The organism is Photobacterium sp. 1_MG-2023 (assembly GCF_030547945.1).
Taxonomy (GTDB): Bacteria; Pseudomonadota; Gammaproteobacteria; order Enterobacterales; family Vibrionaceae; genus Photobacterium.
On sequence record NZ_JAUORR010000003.1, the window covers coordinates 221,600 to 239,070 of the forward strand.

Sequence of the window (17,471 nt, forward strand, 5' to 3'; positions counted from 1 at the left end):
CGATGAAAAAAGCGCCCTTTCGGCGCTTTTCTTATAATGCTCTGCGTTTGCTGCGGGCGTTGATTAAGTCTTCAATGAGCTTTTGATCTTTTCTGGCCTGTTCATAGCGCTGTTTGACTTTCCAGCGTTCCATGACGGTTTCCAGACCTTTTACCTTCACCTGGCTCTGTTCCAGCGCCTTTTTGGTGCGCTGGCTTTCTGCGTGCATGAGCGCCATTTCATGCTGCTGGTGGGTGATCAGGCGGTTCAGCATGGCATTCACCTGTGTGGAGTTTTGCAGCGCAAGCGGATTCACACCGCCTGCACCTTGCTGAACATTCCCCGGTTTCAGTACAGCCAAAGCCTGTAATTGCTGGGCAAAAAAACCAACCTGCTCCTGCTGCCGGGCAAAATCCTGCCCCTGTTGATCACGCTGCTGTTCCGCGATTTGCTGAAGCTGGCTGACGGCTTTTAATTTACCCTTCATAACATACCTGTCCTTGCCTTACTGAGTCTGTGTAAACAGTTCTGCCAAACGGACCAGAGACTGTTGGTAATCGGTTACCTCATCCACTTGCTGCACCAGAAAATCTTTCAGCTGCGGATGAAGCCGAACAGACAGATCCAACTCTGGATCCTGTCCCGGCTGATAGCCCCCGAGCGGCAATAACTCTTTCACTTGCAGATAGTTCGCATTCAGCTGGCGGAACCGGTTTGCGACCGTGACATGTGAGCTTTCGGTACAACTGCTCATACAACGGCTGATCGAGGCATTGATATCAATCGCCGGATAATGACCCTGTTCAGCCAGTGTGCGTGATAACACGACATGGCCGTCCAGAATGGCCCGCGCTGAATCCACCACAGGATCCTGCTGATCATCGCCATCTGCAAGCACGGTATAAATCGCCGTGAGACTGCCATCCGGATGCTCCCCGTTTCCCGCGCGTTCCAGTAACTGTGGCAACTGACCAAACACCGAAGGCGGATAGCCCCGGGAAGCTGGTGGCTCCCCCAGAGACAGGGCGATTTCACGCTGCGCCATGGCAAATCGAGTCAGGGAATCCATCATCAGCAACACGTCTTTTCCCTTGTCGCGGAAATACTCCGCAACCCGGTGACACAGTTTGGTCGCACGCAGACGCATCAGCGGCGATTCATCAGCCGGAGCAGCGATCACGACTGCGCGCTTCATGCCTTCTTCACCGAGGTTACGCTCGATAAATTCACGCACTTCCCGGCCTCGTTCGCCGATGAGCCCAACCACCACAATGTCCGCTTTGGTGTTTTTGGTGATCATGCCCATCAGGACACTTTTACCCACGCCGCTGCCTGCCATCAGACCAATCCGCTGGCCTTTCCCAAGCGTGAGAATCCCGTTCATCGCCCGGATACCAACATCCAGGGGTGTATCGACGATACGACGTTTCATCGGGTTAATCGGGGCAGGATTTAAAGACACCTTTTCGCCGCCTTTCAGAGGGCCCAGATCATCAAAAGGCTCGCCAAGACCGTTCACGACCCTGCCAAGCCAGTGCTCACCCAGTGAAACCGTACTGTCGCCATCCAGCGGCACCACTTTGGCACCCGCATAAAGACCGCCCAGTTGCCGGACCGGCATCAGATAAGCAACATCCCGGTCGAAGCCAACCACTTGGGCTTCAATGGCTTCCCCATCATCGGTTTCGACCAGACAACGTTGTTCCAGACGGAATTTACAGCCAACGGCCTGAAGCATCAGGCCGTTCACTTTCACCAAACGCCCGGTGACCCGGGCAATCGGAATGGATGACATCGATGCAATCGCATCGTTCAAACGCTCATGGAAAGCAGGGTCACTCACGGATTTCCTCCGTGCTTACCGCTTGTGGTTGCGTCTCCGTTGCTGCAGCGGGCTGCTGATTTTCTTCCAGCAGGTGCTCACGGAGCGTTTCCATACAGGCTTCCAGTCGCGCATCGCTGCTGGCGTCGGCTTCCGCATGTTCGGTCACCAGTTGAACGCCACCAATGGGCATCTCTTTGTTCGCCACCAGCTTCCAGCTTGGATGCAGGGTCGGACTCAGATTGTTGATTCGCTCCAGATCCTGAGGGTTGAGGTGAACCACAACTTTGTCGCTGTTCCCCGGCATGCTGTCGAGTGTTTCTTCAACCAGCGCCAGAATTTGCTGAGGCATCAGTGTCAGTTCGGCGCGAATCACTTGTTGCGCGACTTTCTGAACCAGCGAACAGATCTGCTCACGCTGTGCATGTTCCCGCTCGTTCTGCCACTGCTGAATATGGGCCTCCAGTGCCTGCAACGGCGCAATCACTGACTCATACTTTTCACGTCCCTGACCTTCTCCTTTGGTATAGCCCTGCTGAAAACCATCCTGCTGACCCAGATTAAAGCCCTGCTGACGACCCTGTTCGGTCCCCTGACGCAGTCCCTCGTCATAGCCTTGCTGCAATCCCTGCTGGAAACCTTCCTCCAGTCGTTTTTGCAGTGCGGCCTGATGCTCCTGCGTGTTCAGCGGCGTTTCGTCCGTAAAGCCATCCAAATTCTGAACCGTCTCTTCGCTGCCATGCACCACAGGTTTCACCATCGGCGGGAAGCGGTGAGAACGGTATTCACCGGGGGTCAGGCGCATCACTTTTAATGAACGCATCAATTACTCCACCGTTTGTTCCTGATACAGGCTCAGTTCAATCTCACCGGCATCTGCCAGTTCGCGGACCACCTGCATAATTTCCTGACGTGCTTTTTCAACACGGGACAGCGGCATCGCACCCCGCATCGCCATTTCGTCGTCGAGTGAACTTGCCATCCGCTGCGGCATCGACTGTTTGATCGCTATCTGCAGCTTAAGATCAGCACCTTTCAGTGCAGTTGCCCACAGATCGATGGTGATTTCCTGCACCAGACGGTCCATCGTTGCTTCGCGCTGACGTGCCAGAATCACGAAGTCGAACATGTTTTCTTCGATTTCGCTGACAATTTTCTCGTCGTGCAGTTTCAGCATTTCCATCAGCTGAGCACGATCACCTTCAAAGCGGTTAATGATATCGGCAGCCTGCTTGGCCCCCAGAACAGATGCGCCCTGTCCGCCAGACACCTGCTGAATACAGCGGTCAACCAGCTGATGAAGATCCTGTGCGACCTCATGGTCGATCTCGCTCAGGCGGGCAACGCGGTAAATCAGCTCATCATGCTGCTCCGATGGCAGTTTGCTCAGCACCTGAGACGACGTCTCCGGCGGCAGATAGGCCAGGAAAATGGCCTGCATCTGCGGGTGCTCGTGGCTGATGAACTTGGCGATCACATCCGTATCGACCCATTGCAGACGCTGCATGTTATTTCGCAGTTCATCACCGTAAATACTGTTCAGAACCCCTTTGGCCAGATCCTGACCCAGCGCTTTCGACAGGGTGTTCGACAGATAATCTTTCGAAGCGCCCCGGATACCACTGTGGGCACGAAAATCATCAAAGAAACGCTGGATCACATGCTTAGCATTCTCGCTTTTAATGCCCGTGAGTTTGGCCATCGAACGGGTGACACGTTGTACTTCTTCGCGGAAGAAATAACGCAGCACCTGTGCCGCTGCGTCTTCACCCATTCCCAACAGAACCAGCGCAGTTTTATCAACACTGCTCAGCGATTCCAGATCTGCCGGATTAATTGTCTCGGTTTTGCTCATTTCCATTCACCCATTGTTTAAGGACTTCAGCAACACGCTGCGGCTCTTCGCTGGCAATCAAAGTCAGGTGCTTCAGCTGGATGTGCAATGGTGAACCGGAAGGCGGCAACATCATTTCAGCATCCGCATCCAGACCGTTGGTGGTATTGCTTAACCCACGGTCAGACAGACGACGGTTCAGTTCATTTTCCTGGGCTTTTTCATCCAGTTCTTTGCTCAGAATGTCATCTGGCAGGCTGGCAATTTCCATTTCTCGGCGCGCTTTATCGACACCAGTCAGGTGACGGATCAGCGGACGTAAGACAAAGAAGATCATCGCCAGACCCAGCAAACCACCAATGATGTAGCGCAGCGGCTGTTGCAGTGCGGTATCCTGCCACCAAGGCATTGGCGCGGCAGAATCGATCGTGACCGGTTTGAAGGCAAAATTCATCAGACTCAGGCTGTCACCCCGCTGGGCATTCAGGCCCACCGCTTCAGAAATCATCTGACTGATCTCGGCTTTCTGAGCGTCATTCCATGCGGTGCCATCCGGTGCGGATTTGTCATCCAGCAGCACAGAGACATTCAGCTTCTTAATCTGGCCCTGCTGATATTGTGTATGGCGCACACTGCTGCCCAGCGCAAACTGGCGGTTCACTTCAGAACGCTCGCTGGTATTTTTCGGCGCATCCGGATTGTTGTCTTCTTCCACCGTCGGCGGCTGGTTGCTCAATGAACCCGGTACACCCAGTGCAATTTTATCGATGGAGTTGTTCTCGATGCTGTGCTCAGAGCGGACAACCGGATTGTCATCAACAATTTCACGGGTTTCTTCAATACGGTTGAAGTCCAAATCAGCAGCCACCTGCACGCGGAAGTTACTCGGGCCGACAATCGGTGTCAGCATGTCGGACGCACGCTGAATGATCTGCTTTTCCAGGTTCTTCTGGTATTCCAGATATTTGGTATTCATCCGGCCTGCGGAATCGGAACCGATATCCACACTGAGCAGACGACCAAACTGATCCACAACGGAAACCTGTTCCATTGACATGCCCGTCACACTGCCGGACACCAGATTCACGATGGCTTCCACTTGCTCCGGCTTCAGATCTTCGCCGGACTTCAGTTCAACCATGACTGAAGCAGTCGGTTTTTCGCTGTTCTGACGCACGAAGAGTGTCTGACGCGGAATCGCCAGATGAACCCGGGCATTATTAACTGCATTCAGAGAAATAATGGTCCGGGCCAGCTCACCTTCCAGACCGTGGCGGTAACGCGCGGTTTCGATGAACTGGCTGGTGCCTAAAGAAGAGTCATTCTGAAGTGTTTCCAGCCCGGTTGGCAGTTTCGCCTTGACGCCTTTCGCAGCCAGCAGCATGCGGACTTCGGCGACACGGCCTTCCTCAACCAGCACCTGACCGTTGGTTTCCTGCAAGCGGTAAGGCACACCTTCCGCTTCCAGCACGGAGATGATTTCACTGGTATCAAAACGTTCCTGCTGACTGTAAAGCGGGCGGTAACTTTGCGTGGATGTCCACAGTGCTACAACGATAATCGCCGCAACAACAGCAGCCAATGCGGCAGACAGAACAAGATTGCGCTGACTGCTTTGCCAGGCCAGCTTGGCCCGATTCAGCAGATTATTTGAACGGTCAGAAGCGGTCAGCTCGGCTGCTTCTGCTTGAGTAATCATGGTCATAATTTACACCGGCATCTTCATTACATCTTCAAACGCACCGACCACCTTGTTTCGCACCTGCATCAGCGCAGAGAACGACAGGCTGGCCTTCTGGCTGGCAATCATTGCCCCGACCAGATCATCACTTTTACCGGTTTCTACCGCAGTCATTTTCGCACTCGCATGCGCCTGATGGTTGTTCACCAGGTCCAGTACCCCTGTCATTGCCGAAGAAAAAGAAAGTGGCTTGACCTGTTGATCCAAAGGGTTGGCTTTCACAGCAAATTCCTGATTTGCCTGTGCTTGCATGAGCTGCATTTTATCCAGCATGAGCTGCTGGGCTGTGGTTGTCTGCGTCAGATTCGTCGCAAGCATACTTGTGTCTCCTAGTCGTTAAGCTGCTGAGCCAATTTGTGAAATATCAATGCCTTGCTCACGCATTGCCGCTAATTTATATCGCAGAGCCCGGGTGGTGACACCCAGTGCTTTTGCGGTCATGGTCCGATTGCCGTCATGCTGTTTGAGCACATCGAGCACATACTGAAATTCAGCCTGTTTTTTCGCACCGATATGTCCCTGCTCCGTACCCATTGCCACGGGGGCAGTTGGCAGGTAGTCCGGCTTGATGGCCTGAACTTTGCTGCTGTCAATCGGCAACATCAGGTCCTGAGCGGTGATGAAATCACCATGACGCATGACCAGTGCCCGCTGAATAATATTTTCCAGTTCGCGAATATTGCCCGGCCAGTGGTAGTGCATCATCATCTGCTGAGCATCTGATGACATCTGACAGGCACTGCCCTGCTGATATCTACGGATGAAAAAGTCTGCCAGCGGGAGAATATCTTCAGGACGTTCGCGCAGAGGTGGCCAGTGCAGCGGCAGGACATCTAACCGGTAATACAGATCTTCACGGAAAGAGCCTTCCTGAACGGCGATCCGCAGATCCTTGTTCGTTGAAGCAATCACCCGGATATCCAGTTTGATCGTTTTGTGGCTTCCGACACGCTCAACTTCACGCTCCTGCAACACACGCAGTAATTTGGCTTGCAGCGGTGGAGACATTTCTGCAATTTCATCCAGCAGAATCGTGCCTCCGTTCGCTTCTTCAAACTTACCGCTCTGGCTGCCTGTTGCCCCGGTAAACGCACCTTTCACATGACCAAACAATACGGCTTCCAGCATGGATTCCGGAATTGCAGCGCAGTTCACCGCCACAAAAGGCATCTTGCTGCGTGGCGACTGCTGGTGCACATAGCGCGCCAGCACTTCTTTGCCCGTCCCGGATTCGCCTGTGATCAGCACACTGGCATGGGTACAAGCCGCCCGGTGCGCCAATTGCAGAATCTGCTTGCTCCGCCACGATTCAGCCACGATGTCAGACATCGGTTTTTGCAACGCTTCGACCCGGGCCAGCAGACTGAGCAACTGCGCCGGTTCAAAAGGTTTCAGCAGATAGTCTGTCGCCCCGGCTTTCATCGCTTCTGCAGCCAGCAAACCTTCATGCTGATCGACAATTGCGATGGCAATCCGGCGTTGCTGAGGATCCGCAGCTGTCTGGCTGAAGCGGACCCACTCCGTCAGCGACATATCCGGCAATGCAGAACTCACCAGCGTGATCAGAGCCCGCTGGGATTGCAGGCCTGCTTTGCCTGACGTGAGATAATCCACCTGATAGCCTGCCTGCTCCAGCACCTGAATCACTTGCTGGGCTTGCTGTCTGTCCGGCTCAATGAGCTGAATCGTTTTTGTGAACATTACTGCACCCTGCTTTTTTCATGATTATCAGCACGCAGTACCCTCACCGTGACCCGGCGATTTAACGCCTGTCCGTCCGCCGTCTTATTGCTGGCGACCGGGTAACGTGAACCGTGTGCCCTTGTCTGAATTAAGCCGTCCTTCACACCGGCTTCCCGGAGAAAACTGGCGACATCATCCGCCCGGACTTTTGAAACCTGAATGTTGCCCAGATTGGAGCCGACGCTGTCTGTGTGGCCATCAACCAGAACCTTGCGAATCGATGTATCCCGGCGAATGTAATCCGCCAGATTCATTAAGGTTTCTTTTTGAGAGGCACTCACCGTGCGTTGCCCCAGTTCGAACTGGAACACCAGATCCCGAGCCTGTTTATAGGACATCGCCGGTAAACGGGAACGGCACTCATTGAACTGCGCCAGCGGGCCGGACATATTGACACTGGAAAGCATGACATCGACCGGTGTGCTCGGGCGCTGATACATCAGGGAAACCCTGGCCCACTGTCCGGCCATCATGCCATCCAGCAGTGCATCAGCCATGCCCGTGAACGTGACTTCTAACGGACTCATTTGCTGACCGGGAGTCAGTGGTTTCTGAGTCGGTGATTCCACCCAAGGGCCATCCTGCAGATAGAGGCCAGCATTGTCGTACTGGGCCACAGGACGCAGAGGTTTGACTTTCAGAACCAGCTCTTCCCCGGCATCGGCAATAAAGCTGACTTCACCAAACTGATGTACCTGCTGGTTTAATGAACACTGAAATTTGCCGCCCTGGTATTTCCATTCGACAAGATCCATTGGCGTAGAAACAACCTGTGCTTCAGCAGAGGAAACCGCCGCAAGAGTCATTAATAAGAATGTGTATTTCTTGTTGAATGAAATTAACATTTTCGCCCTTCTCTGATTTCGGAAATAACCAAAAAATCATTTTCTGCCCGTAAGAACCAACTTAGCCAATATTATTAAATAGCCAAATTGCTTTTATATTTATTTGTCTATTTTTCTTGCTCAAAATCACTTTAAAACGTCAAAGGTGATCTTGATTCAATTTATATTTGACGCACCGCTGACACTAAATTGACACCAGCGAGACAAAATTTTCCGACACTTAAAAATCTTTGATATGGCTTCAAAAACAGCAAGTTGGGATTAATATCACTGATTAAAACAATGCGCCATTTATAGCGGACATAAAAGTCTCATCAATTCATATATAAGAAAACCCTATAAATGACTCGATAATCAACATGTGGACTAACATCACAAATTTAAAATCAATAACTAAAACACAAGAAATAGCTCAGGCTAGACTTAGGTAAAACTAATACTGATGAATACTTTTAGCAGTAATTAAAGCCGCAACGTTTAATTCGTTGCATATGAGTTCTGACGGATATGCCATATGAAAAAAATTGAGTTAAATAGTGCTCAACAATTCCCAAAGCTGAACGTTGAACATTTAGGACGTCCAATCCATGTCATCCGGGAATCGTTACAAAAAGCTTTCTCGCAGGCAGATTCGTCAATCACCCAGGATCTGCAACGCTGGGTGAAGGATAAGAACCTGTCGTTCCGGTTGTCTGACATTCAGTTGGCAAGCAGACAGCCGACCGAGCACACGGAACACACCTCTGTGATTCGCCATCCCTCTGGCGGACTGATTCAGGCACAGCTTGATGTCTCAATGCTGTTGTCTTTGTCGGATAAGTTTTACAACGCGGATATTGACCGCAGTGACCTGGCAAATGCTGCTTCGAAGCTAACCGCCAGTGACCTTCGTTTGCAGCATCGCCTGCTGAAACGGCTGTGCGCATTGATTGACGACAATGACAACTGGCAAATGACAGATGAAACCCTGAGCGTCGGTGTCGGACTGATGGCCACCTTCATGGTCGGCTACCGCAAGAAAACTGCGGAATTCACCGTGTATCTGAATGAAACCATGCTGCAGTCGCTGATGGACGAGATGGCGGTTCAGACCAACGAGTCACTCGACGATGGTTTTCGCAAGGTTCTGGCAGACACACCTGTCATCCTGAACGCGACACTGTGCCAGAAAAAAATGCCGCTGGACGATGTGCTCAAACTCCGTCCGGATGATGTACTGAACATTGATCTGCTGACCAATGTGCCTGTTCGCATCGGACAGGAACACCTATTTAACGGATGCGTGGCCGACAAAGATGGCCAGCTCGTTCTGATTCTAAATGACAAATAAACAATTACAGGACCCAACAATGACTGATGTGAATGAGATGACTGACGTAAACGCATTCAGCGAGGACGATCTGAACTTTGATGATCTGGATCTGGACCAACTGGACAGCGATGCAGAGCTTCAGCAGGAATCTGACGCTTCTCCTTTCATTCCTTACGATGAAGTGCCTTCACGCGACATTAACTTCTTCAAGAAAATTCCGGTCACGGTCACGCTGGAAGTTTCCAGTACAGAAGTCTCGCTCGGCGAACTGATGAAAGCCGGTGAAGGCAGTGTGATTGAGCTGGACAAACTGAATGGCGAACCATTAGATGTGAAAGTGAACGGTTCTCTGATGGGTCATGCCGAAGTGGTCGTGGTGAATGATAAATACGGCCTGCGTTTAATCGATATTGTGGACTCACCGCTGAACTCCGTGGAATCCTGATGATGCTCCGCAATTTTTGTCGTGTTCTAGCCCGCGCCGGCGGGCTATGCTTGGCCGGCTTTCTGTTATTTACATTTTCCTCTCAGACCGTCTGGGCTGCTGATACCGTTGGTTTAACGCTGATGACCGTCTCCGACGGTGCGGCCAATCAGGAATACAGCGTGAAGCTTCAGGTACTGCTGTTGATGACAGCGCTCAGCTTTCTTCCCGCTTTGTTGCTGATGGCCACCAGCTTTACCCGAATTATCATTGTACTGGCGATTCTGCGTCAGGCGCTGGGTTTGCAACAAAGCCCGCCGAACCGTGTTCTGGTCGGGATTGCGTTGTCATTAACGCTGCTGATCATGCGTCCGGTGTGGACAGATATTTATGAGCATGCGTTCAAACCCTATGACGGCGGCGAAATCACGCTGATGGAAGCGTTTTCCATTGCAGAAAAGCCTGTCAAAGATTTCATGCTGAAGCAGACACAGCAGAGTTCTCTGGAACAAATGCTGCACATTGCCAATGAACCGCTGGATCAGAAAGCGGAAGACATGTCTTTTGCGGTTGTGTTACCGGCCTTTGTGATCAGTGAACTGAAAACAGCCTTCCAGATTGGCTTCATGCTCTTCATTCCTTTCCTGATCATCGATCTGGTTGTTGCCAGTGTGCTGATGGCAATGGGCATGATGATGCTGTCGCCGCTGATTATTTCGTTGCCGTTCAAACTGGTTGTGTTTGTTCTGGCAGATGGCTGGACCATGACGGTCGGCACACTATCGGCCAGTTTCGGTTAGGAGGTTTCAGGATGACACCGGAACTCGCGGTCACACTGTTTTCCAACGCCGTCTGGATGATCATTACCATTGTCATGGTGCTGGTGATTCCGGGCTTGCTGGTTGGTTTACTGATTGCTGTCTTTCAGGCGGCAACCCAGATCAATGAACAGACCCTCAGTTTCCTGCCCCGTTTGCTGGTCACCCTGTTGATGGTGATTTTTGCCGGGCACTGGATGCTGAGGAAACTGATTGATCTGTTTACCTATTTATTCCATAACATTCCGGGAATGATTGGCTGATGGATCTGACCTTCGCGCAAATCACAGCCTGGCTGGGGCAAGTCTGGTGGCCCTTCTTCCGCTTAGGTGCGGCGCTGCTTGCCATGCCATTTTTTGGTGATGGTGCTATTCCGGTTTGGGTTCGTATTTTATTCGCGCTCTCAATCAGTATTCTGATTGCACCGCTGATGCCCGCCATGCCTGCGGTGGACCCATTGTCGGTCAAAGCCATCATGCTGGCTTTTGAGCAAGCCATCTGGGGCGTATTTTTTGGCTTCCTACTCCATTTGCTGTTCACCACCATGACCATGCTGGGCCAGATCGTTTCGATGCAGATGGGCCTGAGCATGGCCATCATGAATGACCCGGTCAACGGCATGTCTGTTGCGTTACTGGGCAGAATGTTCCTGATGTTCAGCACCCTGCTGTTTCTGGCCCTTGAGGGGCACCTACTGGTGATCGATATTCTGGTTCAGAGTTTTTATATCTGGCCGGTCGGCTCCGGAATCAGTGAAGCCACGCTTCATCAGGTACTGTCGATGGTGAGCTGGATGTTTGCCTCAGCACTGGCGCTGGCCATGCCAGCCATTATCTCGATGCTGCTGGCAAACATTAGCTTCGGTGTGATGAACCGCGCAGCCCCCAGCCTGAACGTTTATGCGCTGGGTTTCCCCATGACCATGTTACTCGGCCTCTTCAGCATGCTGATTGCGATCAGTGGCGTGCCGAGTCGTTATACCCAGTTTGTCCATACCACTTTGCAAGCACTGACAAGTTACGTCGCAGGAACCGGCATATGAGTGATCAGAGTACAACGCAGGACAAAACAGAAAAGGCCACGCCCCAGAAAATCCGGAAGGCGCGTGAGCAGGGACAGATTCCCCGGGCGAAAGATCTGACCGGTGCGGTCATCTTTCTGGTGGTCGTGTATTTCTTTTCAGTGCAGTTAGATGCCATCTGGAATGCGATCAGCGGGATCTTCCGGTTCAATATGCAACTGACGCGTGCGGATCTGGAATCTCCCTGGCAAGGCATAGAGCACGTCGGCCAAAGCCTGGCCATTGTCATTGAACTGTTGCTGCCTTTATTTGGCGTGATTTTTCTGGCTGCCATGGGTGGCAGTCTGTTACTGGGTGGCTGGCTGTTTTACCCGGCGGGCGTTCTGCCGAAGCTATCTAAAATCAGTCCGATTTCCGGTATCAAGCGGATGTTTTCAACCCGCTCGCTGGTCGAACTGCTGAAATCGACGCTCAAAGTGACAGTCATTTTTTCGCTGCTTTATTTCTATCTGGACGCACACCTTGCCGAATTGCTCGCCATGCAAAACCAGCCGCTGCGTCAGGGCATTGTCGCGATCATGAGTATTCTGTTCCACGGCGTATTGCTGATGGGGGTGGCGCTGCTGATTTTCGGCTTGCTGGATGTGCCTTATCAGCGCTGGGAGCACATGAAGCAGCTCAAAATGACCAAGCAGGAAATTAAAGAAGAATTCAAAAACAGCGAGGGTCGCCCGGAAGTCAAACAACGCATCCGGCAAATCCAGCAGCAGTTCGCGCGACGGAAAGTGGAGAAAATGGTGCCTCAGGCAGATGTCGTCATTACCAACCCGACTCACTATGCCGTGGCGATTAAATATGATCCAACCATGTACGACGCCCCTTTTGTTGTCGCTAAAGGTGTCGATGAAATGGCGCAGCATATCCAGCGGATTGCCCGCGAGAATCAGGTGGAAGTGCTCAACTCTCCCCCATTAACCCGAGCGATTTATCACACGACTCAGCTGGAACAGGCCGTGCCCAACCAGCTGTACATTGCCGTGGCACATATTCTGACTTATGTGATGCAGCTGAAAGCCTTCCGTTCTGGAAAAGGCGGCCAGCCTCAGGCTCTACCGACTTTTGTTATCCCACGCCATTTACAGTATTAAGGCAGGAGAGAGATCAAACCCATGCTAAACCGGCTACCCCAACTCAACCATTTAAAGCGCAGTACGATCAGTATTCCTGCTGCGTTGCTCATGATACTGGCTATGGTGATGTTGCCTTTGCCGCCCATGCTGCTCGATGCGATGTTTACCTTCAACATCGTCCTGGCGATCATGGTGCTGCTGGTCAGTACAACCGCAAAACGGCCGCTGGATTTCTCGATTTTCCCGACCATTCTTCTGGTTGCTACGTTGCTCCGACTGACGCTGAACGTGGCTTCAACCCGGGTGGTTCTGCTTGAAGGCCATAACGGTGGTGACGCTGCAGGTAAAGTGATTCAGGCCTTCGGTGAAGTCGTCATCGGCGGTAACTATGTCGTGGGTATGGTGGTCTTCGTGATTCTGATGATCATCAACTTCGTCGTCATTACCAAAGGTGGTGAACGAATTTCCGAAGTTGCAGCCCGATTCACGCTGGATGCCCTGCCCGGCAAACAAATGGCGATTGATGCCGACCTGAACGCAGGTCTGATCGATCAGGAACGCGCAAAGCAACGCCGAAAAGAAGTCGCCAATGAGGCCGATTTCTATGGTTCGATGGACGGTGCGTCCAAATTTGTTCGTGGTGATGCGATCGCCGGTCTGCTGATTCTGTTTATCAACATTATCGGCGGTATCAGCATTGGCGTCTTCGAATATGGCATGACAGGTGCCGAAGCGTTCAAAACCTTCGCACTGCTGACCATTGGTGATGGTCTGGTTGCGCAAATCCCATCTCTATTGCTGGCGACCTCGGCGGCCATTATTGTCACGCGTATTAACGACAGCGATGACGACATGGCTGAATCGATGCGCAATCAGCTGCTGGCGACACCGTCGACCCTGTTTACCGCCGCCGCCATTATGGCGATTGTCGGCAGTGTTCCGGGTATGCCACATCTGGCATTCTATGCCTTTGCCGGGGTGCTTGCTTACGCGGGCTGGCGACAGTCGAAGTCTCCCACGCAGGATCATCAGTTGGATCAGGTTGAACAACTGGGTCATGCCATGCGCCGTGAAAGTGAGCAGACACTTGCCTGGGAAGACATTCCGCACATTCACAGCCTGTCGCTGCAGCTGGGTTTCCGTCTGGTCCATCTGGTCAATAAAGATCAAGGCGCCCCACTCTCTCAGCGCATCCGCGGGATCCGCAAAACATTGTCTGAGCAGGTGGGCTACTTGTTGCCTGAAGTCAGTATTCAGGACAACCTGAGCCTTCGTCCGAACCAATACACCATTGCCGTCCATGGCGAGATCGTCGAACAGGGTGAAATTGAACCGGATCGCCTGATGGCCATTGCGGTCGGCGAAACTTACGGGGATATTGATGGCATTCTGGGGACAGACCCGGCCTATCAGCTGCCTGCCGTATGGATCGAACCCCGGGATAAAGCGAAAGCCCTGAACATGGGTTATCAGGTGATTGATGATGCAACCGTGATTGCAACGCACCTGAGCAAGATCATGAAAAACAATCTGGCCGAGCTGTTCACACACGATGACGTGGAAAACATGATGCAGCGTCTGTCAGCACAGGCACCGAAACTGGCAGAAGCGCTGGGGAACGTGATGGCACCGGCGCAACAACTGAAAGTATTCCGTCAGTTGCTGCAGGATCAGGTGCCGCTGAAAGATATCCGCACCATCGCCAATACGATGCTCGACAGCACGGAGAACACCAAAGACCCGATTCTGCTGGCAGCCGATGTGCGTTGCAGCCTGCGCCGGACGCTGGTGAATCTGATCAATGGCGATCGCAAGGATTTGAATGTCTATACGCTGGCCGATGATCTGGAGCAGATTCTGCTGCAATCACTCCAGCAAGCACAGTCGAATGGTCAGGTGATGCTCGACAGTTTCCCGGTGGAGCCGAACATCCTGCAGCAGTTCCAGCAAAACCTGCCGCTGGTGAAACAGCAGCTGAAGCAACAGAACATGCCACCCGTTCTGCTGGTGATGCCGCAACTTCGTCCACTGCTGTCACGTTATGCACGTACATTTGCGCAGGGTCTGGCGGTCTTGTCATATAATGAGATTCCAGAGCATAAGCAAATTAACGTGGTAGGAAACCTTGGCTAAGCTGTTTACCGATGCCGCCCTGGGCGAGCATGCAAAAGGGCTGCTGATTCAGGCAGCCCAGACTCCGGATGACTTCATCCTCCTTGAAGCTATGCGGTACAATGACATTCGACATGCCTGTCAGCCCATCCGGCATACGGAAACCAATGCCGTTTCCTTTCAACACCTGACGTTACGATTCGGCAGCAACAGTGAGCAAAGTGTTTACCGCTTCAATTTATCAGATGAAATGCGCTATGCACTGGATCTGTTTGGTTTACTGCTGGCCATCCGGCATATTCAATTCCAGCAGGAAACCATTCACGCCAGTCTGATTAACCCTTTGGTGGTTCCTTTGCAGGCCGAAACCCTGCTGAACTGGGAGCCGGGGCATACGTTTTTATCGGCACTTTATGAACACCACGGCAAGGCGATGCGGGAAATTGTTCCCTGTATTCAACTGTTCCAGCCCGATTTAGATCAGCCGAAGCTGAAACAATTACTCAGCTGGCTCAGTGATGTCTGTCCGATGTTCTGGTTAGATATCCGGCTGCCAACGCCTTATCTGCCTTTGCTCGAAGTTTATCCGCCCATGGCGATCAAAATCGCTCAGGTCAACGAAGACACCACCTTCAAGCAAGGCTTGTTGCCTGTAATTCGCTTTCTCAAACAGCATGAAGTGGATTTTGTGGCGGGGCGCATCGCAACGCAACACGATTTAATCCGATTTCGCCGCCTGGGTGCAGGCTATTATTTTGGCTACATCAGCGACATCCCCACCTCCTTTGCTGCCCCGCGTAAGCTGAAAGTCGTCAAGTAAGCGTGCTACTTTTTATCCTCCCTCTTCCAGACATGTGTTCGGGAGGGGGGATGAGAAACCTGATTTATCCTCACATTCAATCTCTCTGGGTGACTTGCTTTATATACCCATTCATAGACAAAGTTTCATCCATTGCAGCACCCATCACTTTTTTTGCCTCATCATTATTTCATTCCCTCATTGCTTAAATAAAAAACGAAATAAACATGAAAAATCAAAAAAACAGACCTCTGACCAGTCGACATAATTGAAAGGTTTTTTATTTATTTTTCCATACGCTTGATCCAACCATCGCCTGAACTCTCCCATAAAGTGGAGATTCCCGATTTTTTTAGGAATTATTTTAGCATTCAATATAAACCTTAAATTGATGTTTTTAAAAGAAAAAACAAGACACTTTTAATTTCCCCCTCAAAAAACCTACGCAAAAAGGCATTTTTTTTCGCATCACCGATTAATGATTTGAAAAGCTCTTCCGCCTCATATTAGCGAGTAGGAATGACAGCCACACGGAACAACATACAAGCTTGTGTGGCAGTTTTAACGATATAAAAGATGTAAAACAAAGGAGAACTTTCATGGCTCTATCAATGCACACCAACTACGCATCTCTGGTTACCCAAAACACCCTGAACGGTACAGGTAACATGCTGAACACAGCCATGGAGCGTCTGGCGACTGGCTACCGCATCAACTCTGCTGCTGACGATGCAGCAGGTCTGCAAATCTCTAGCCGCCTGGAAGCACAAACGCGTGGCATGTCAGTTGCAATGCGCAACTCACAAGACGGCATCTCCATGATGCAAACTGTTGAAGGTGCACTGGACGAAACTGCAAACATCCTGTACCGCATGAACGACCTGGCAACTCAGGCTGCGAACGGTACGAACTCTGTAAACGACCAGGAAGCACTGTACGCAGAATTCACTGAGCTGACCAGCGAGTTGGGCAGCGTGATGGCGAACACCAAATACGCTGGCGAAACTGTGTTTGACGCAGCTGGTGTGAAGGGCGGCGGTATCGTTCTGCAAATCGGTGGTTCTTCTGCTGAGCAGCTGGACTTCGCAACTTCTATCGACGGTAAAGTTGGCGCAGCAGTGACTGCTCTGGAAGCTGGCGGTACTATCGCTTCTCTGGCAACTTTCGGTGACACTGGTGCAACTGTTGCAGCGAACCAAACCAATGCTCGTGCAGCAATGGATGCAATCACAGCTTCTCTGGACACGATTGGTGGCGCTCGTGCAGCACTGGGTGCGAACATCAACCGTCTGGAACACACCATCACTAACCTGGGTAACATGGTTGAGAACACCACTGCTGCGAAAGGCCGTATCACTGATACCGACTTCGCTGTAGAAACTTCAAACATGACGAAGAACCAGATGCTGATGCAAGCCGGTACAAACGTACTGTCTCAAACGAACCAGCTGTCTGGCATGGCAATGTCACTGCTGCGCTAATCCACGGATTAGTACAGATAGACACTCCATTGGAAAGCCCCGTTTACGGGGCTTTTTTTCATTCTCCAGATGACAAACAACACGACAATATCAGATCCCCGTGATCGCTCACGAAAATGAATCAGTCATCACGAAAGCATCCTCTTTGATTCACCCCTTCGTCACTCAAAAATACCCCCGATTAATTCGCAGTCACTCGCAAAAATGAAACTCAGGATCATTTTCTTCATCCCATTTTTTACACTAACCTGTCGCAACTTATCTTTATATCAATCTGAATTTTCGCACTGATTAAGCATTTCATCATTATGATTGAGGTATTTCTTCGGCCCCTGCTGACTATTGATAGATTTATGACAACATTACGTTACACATTGATGTCAAAGGAAAAATTCGCTTTTTCTCTGTTC

17 protein-coding genes are annotated in these 17,471 nt (G+C 51.4%); 9 read left to right on the forward strand and 8 right to left on the reverse strand.

Going from position 1 to position 17,471, the window contains the following annotated elements:
• Positions 1–31 precede the first annotated feature (31 nt).
• Genes fliJ through Q4579_RS04580 form a run of 8 tightly spaced genes read right to left on the reverse strand, consistent with a single transcriptional unit; the run spans position 32 to position 7,964 of the window.
• Positions 32–466: a flagellar export protein FliJ gene (gene fliJ, locus Q4579_RS04545; RefSeq protein ID WP_303561970.1), complete on the reverse strand. Its 435-nt coding sequence runs from the start codon at positions 464–466 to the stop codon at positions 32–34.
• An 18-nt stretch (positions 467–484) separates the two neighbouring features.
• On the reverse strand, positions 485–1,822 hold the full coding sequence (fliI, locus tag Q4579_RS04550; RefSeq protein ID WP_303561973.1) for a flagellar protein export ATPase FliI: 1,338 nt from the start codon (positions 1,820–1,822) through the stop codon (positions 485–487).
• On the reverse strand, positions 1,815–2,624 hold the full coding sequence (gene fliH, locus Q4579_RS04555) for a flagellar assembly protein FliH (RefSeq protein WP_303561976.1): 810 nt from the start codon (positions 2,622–2,624) through the stop codon (positions 1,815–1,817). The genes fliI and fliH overlap by 8 nt, the downstream gene beginning before the upstream one ends.
• 3 nt (positions 2,625–2,627) lie before the next feature.
• Positions 2,628–3,656, reverse strand: coding sequence for a flagellar motor switch protein FliG (locus tag Q4579_RS04560; protein WP_303561978.1), 1,029 nt, complete (start codon positions 3,654–3,656; stop codon positions 2,628–2,630).
• Positions 3,634–5,340: a flagellar basal-body MS-ring/collar protein FliF gene (gene fliF, locus Q4579_RS04565; RefSeq protein WP_303561980.1), complete on the reverse strand. Its 1,707-nt coding sequence runs from the start codon at positions 5,338–5,340 to the stop codon at positions 3,634–3,636. The genes Q4579_RS04560 and fliF overlap by 23 nt, the downstream gene beginning before the upstream one ends.
• A 3-nt stretch (positions 5,341–5,343) precedes the next feature.
• On the reverse strand, positions 5,344–5,694 hold the full coding sequence (gene fliE / locus Q4579_RS04570) for a flagellar hook-basal body complex protein FliE (RefSeq protein WP_211648245.1): 351 nt from the start codon (positions 5,692–5,694) through the stop codon (positions 5,344–5,346).
• An 18-nt stretch (positions 5,695–5,712) separates the two neighbouring features.
• Positions 5,713–7,077, reverse strand: coding sequence for a sigma-54 dependent transcriptional regulator (locus tag Q4579_RS04575; RefSeq protein ID WP_303561982.1), 1,365 nt, complete (start codon positions 7,075–7,077; stop codon positions 5,713–5,715).
• Positions 7,077–7,964 carry an OmpA family protein gene (locus Q4579_RS04580; protein WP_303561984.1) on the reverse strand — a complete coding sequence of 296 codons (888 nt, stop codon included), beginning with the start codon at positions 7,962–7,964 and terminating at the stop codon, positions 7,077–7,079. The genes Q4579_RS04575 and Q4579_RS04580 overlap by 1 nt, the downstream gene beginning before the upstream one ends.
• A 514-nt stretch (positions 7,965–8,478) precedes the next feature.
• Here Q4579_RS04580 and Q4579_RS04585 point away from each other — a divergent pair.
• The 9 genes from Q4579_RS04585 to lafA all read left to right on the forward strand — a co-directional run bounded on the left by Q4579_RS04585 (position 8,479) and on the right by lafA (position 17,061).
• Complete coding sequence (locus tag Q4579_RS04585) at positions 8,479–9,294, forward strand: FliM/FliN family flagellar motor switch protein (RefSeq protein WP_303561987.1); 816 nt, start codon at positions 8,479–8,481, stop codon at positions 9,292–9,294.
• Between the two features lie 19 nt (positions 9,295–9,313).
• Positions 9,314–9,721, forward strand: a complete 408-nt coding sequence (gene fliN, locus Q4579_RS04590) for a flagellar motor switch protein FliN (protein WP_211648231.1) — start codon at positions 9,314–9,316, stop codon at positions 9,719–9,721.
• Positions 9,722–9,723: 2 nt separating this feature from the next.
• Entirely contained in the window at positions 9,724–10,500 is a 777-nt protein-coding gene (fliP, locus tag Q4579_RS04595) for a flagellar type III secretion system pore protein FliP (RefSeq protein ID WP_303562188.1), read from the forward strand.
• Between the two features lie 11 nt (positions 10,501–10,511).
• Positions 10,512–10,781, forward strand: coding sequence for a flagellar biosynthesis protein FliQ (gene fliQ, locus Q4579_RS04600; protein WP_211648229.1), 270 nt, complete (start codon positions 10,512–10,514; stop codon positions 10,779–10,781).
• A complete protein-coding gene (fliR, locus tag Q4579_RS04605; RefSeq protein ID WP_303561990.1) occupies positions 10,781–11,560 on the forward strand; it encodes a flagellar biosynthetic protein FliR in 780 nt (259 codons plus the stop codon). The genes fliQ and fliR overlap by 1 nt, the downstream gene beginning before the upstream one ends.
• Complete coding sequence (gene flhB, locus Q4579_RS04610; RefSeq protein WP_303561991.1) at positions 11,557–12,687, forward strand: flagellar biosynthesis protein FlhB; 1,131 nt, start codon at positions 11,557–11,559, stop codon at positions 12,685–12,687. The genes fliR and flhB overlap by 4 nt, the downstream gene beginning before the upstream one ends.
• Positions 12,688–12,708: 21 nt before the next feature.
• Positions 12,709–14,802 (forward strand): flagellar biosynthesis protein FlhA, encoded by a 2,094-nt coding sequence (gene flhA, locus Q4579_RS04615; protein WP_303561993.1) that lies wholly within the window; start codon positions 12,709–12,711, stop codon positions 14,800–14,802.
• Positions 14,795–15,601 (forward strand): hypothetical protein, encoded by an 807-nt coding sequence (locus Q4579_RS04620; RefSeq protein WP_303561995.1) that lies wholly within the window; start codon positions 14,795–14,797, stop codon positions 15,599–15,601. The genes flhA and Q4579_RS04620 overlap by 8 nt, the downstream gene beginning before the upstream one ends.
• A gap of 578 nt (positions 15,602–16,179) precedes the next feature.
• Positions 16,180–17,061, forward strand: a complete 882-nt coding sequence (lafA, locus tag Q4579_RS04625) for a lateral flagellin LafA (RefSeq protein ID WP_303561996.1) — start codon at positions 16,180–16,182, stop codon at positions 17,059–17,061.
• The last annotated feature ends 410 nt before the right edge of the window (positions 17,062–17,471 follow it).

Bases quoted from the DNA above. Each gene is read 5' to 3' on its own strand.
- fliJ (WP_303561970.1), bottom strand. From the start codon at position 466: ATGAAGGGTAAATTAAAAGCCGTCAGCCAGCTTCAGCAAATCGCGGAA.
- fliH (WP_303561976.1), bottom strand. From the start codon at position 2,624: ATGCGTTCATTAAAAGTGATGCGCCTGACCCCCGGTGAATACCGTTCT.
- Q4579_RS04560 (WP_303561978.1), bottom strand. From the start codon at position 3,656: ATGAGCAAAACCGAGACAATTAATCCGGCAGATCTGGAATCGCTGAGC.
- fliF (WP_303561980.1), bottom strand. From the start codon at position 5,340: ATGACCATGATTACTCAAGCAGAAGCAGCCGAGCTGACCGCTTCTGAC.
- fliE (WP_211648245.1), bottom strand. From the start codon at position 5,694: ATGCTTGCGACGAATCTGACGCAGACAACCACAGCCCAGCAGCTCATG.
- Q4579_RS04575 (WP_303561982.1), bottom strand. From the start codon at position 7,077: ATGTTCACAAAAACGATTCAGCTCATTGAGCCGGACAGACAGCAAGCC.
- Q4579_RS04580 (WP_303561984.1), bottom strand. From the start codon at position 7,964: ATGTTAATTTCATTCAACAAGAAATACACATTCTTATTAATGACTCTT.
- Q4579_RS04585 (WP_303561987.1), top strand. From the start codon at position 8,479: ATGAAAAAAATTGAGTTAAATAGTGCTCAACAATTCCCAAAGCTGAAC.
- fliN (WP_211648231.1), top strand. From the start codon at position 9,314: ATGACTGATGTGAATGAGATGACTGACGTAAACGCATTCAGCGAGGAC.
- fliP (WP_303562188.1), top strand. From the start codon at position 9,724: ATGCTCCGCAATTTTTGTCGTGTTCTAGCCCGCGCCGGCGGGCTATGC.
- fliQ (WP_211648229.1), top strand. From the start codon at position 10,512: ATGACACCGGAACTCGCGGTCACACTGTTTTCCAACGCCGTCTGGATG.
- fliR (WP_303561990.1), top strand. From the start codon at position 10,781: ATGGATCTGACCTTCGCGCAAATCACAGCCTGGCTGGGGCAAGTCTGG.
- flhB (WP_303561991.1), top strand. From the start codon at position 11,557: ATGAGTGATCAGAGTACAACGCAGGACAAAACAGAAAAGGCCACGCCC.
- flhA (WP_303561993.1), top strand. From the start codon at position 12,709: ATGCTAAACCGGCTACCCCAACTCAACCATTTAAAGCGCAGTACGATC.
- lafA (WP_303561996.1), top strand. From the start codon at position 16,180: ATGGCTCTATCAATGCACACCAACTACGCATCTCTGGTTACCCAAAAC.